This is a genomic window from Oleiphilus sp. HI0086, from assembly GCF_001635225.1.
This window is the reverse complement of record NZ_LWFZ01001098.1, coordinates 1-1,211: the sequence shown is the minus strand read 5'-3', so window position 1 is coordinate 1,211 and position 1,211 is coordinate 1. Positions and strand designations below refer to the sequence as shown.

General features: G+C 41.7%; 2 protein-coding genes. One reads left to right on the top strand and one right to left on the bottom strand.

Annotated features, from left to right (window positions below; all coding sequences use genetic code 11):
• Positions 1 to 867 (top strand): nitrate- and nitrite sensing domain-containing protein (locus A3756_RS19485; protein WP_197481394.1); only part of this gene is annotated, 867 nt, incomplete at its 5' end.
• 168 nt (positions 868 to 1,035) lie between these two features.
• Here the strand turns inward: A3756_RS19485 and A3756_RS26220 are convergent.
• Positions 1,036 to 1,211: DUF2237 family protein (locus tag A3756_RS26220; protein ID WP_156490615.1), on the bottom strand; the 176-nt coding region annotated here is incomplete at its 5' end.

The following is a 1,211-nucleotide window of genomic DNA, read 5'->3' as shown; positions in this document are numbered from 1 at the left end:
ATCATTACCCTCTCCTTAGTCCTCATAGTCATTGCAAGTGTGCTGGTTTGGTTTAGTACCAATCGAAAAAAACATGCCGAAAAACTGGAACTTAAAAACTGTTTGGCGCAGCTCAATTCACTCAAAAGCTTATTGATTCAAATTCAAAAACATCGCGGCTTAACCACAGGCTATCTTCACGGTGAGAAAACATTACAAGCAGATATAAAAACCGTGAGAGCAGACGTTAACAAACTATGGGCATCATTAGTTAGCAATCACCCATCACTGACAAAAGACAAGTTATTTGAAGGTATATCAAGTCATTGGCAGCGACTTGAAACACGTGCCCTAACAATTGAAGCAAACAACAATATCGACCAACATAACCGACTCATCACAAATCTGCTCTATTTGATTGAAAACCAAACTGAAAAGAATAGTCTGCTCGTAGCATTATCTCGTGAAGCAGGCTTAGATGTAATATGGAAGGAGTTACTCGATACGATTGAATCAATAGGCCAAACCCGAGCCATCGGTATGGGTATTGTTTCCGAAGGAAAGAGTTCAGCTCTAGACCGAATAAAATTGAAGTACTTGAATGACCGTGTAAGCACTCAGTTTGAATCGCTAAATAAGGTTTTTCTTGAAAGAAAGCCCGGCGAAAAAAGAGTGATCATTCTAGATGATAAGCACTCGACCTCAGCGATTAAAAACGCTCAAACAAAAATCTCCGAACTACAGAGCTTTATCGAAACCAAGCTGCTCAATTCTTCGGTAGATAGTCGTTCAGGAGCAGATTTCTTTCAACTGGCGAGCGCAGCTATCGCACCTTTGAATGAGCTCTTTGACCTGGCATCCACTAAGTTATCAACGAGCATTGATTGATCAGGGTATTTCTAGCCATTTACTTAGAAAATTAATCGCACGTTCGCCAATTAGCACTCAAACCAACATAGAAACTTGGTGTTCCCTTATCGCTTCTATTCTAATAGAGCACTATTATTTAGGCCGTCTAGATCAGTCAAAAAGTGCTGCAAGCACCGAGACAGAGACTTAATTTAGGTCTGCCGCATAAGGCTTTAGCCGCTCCAAGGGAATGACTTCCAAGGCTTTTATGTGCGTTTTAGTTAAGTGAACTCTGGGTGCCATACCATCTTCTTGAGCTTGCAACCAACGAACCGCGCATAGACACCAGGTATCGCCGGGATTCAAGCCGGGAAAGCCGTATT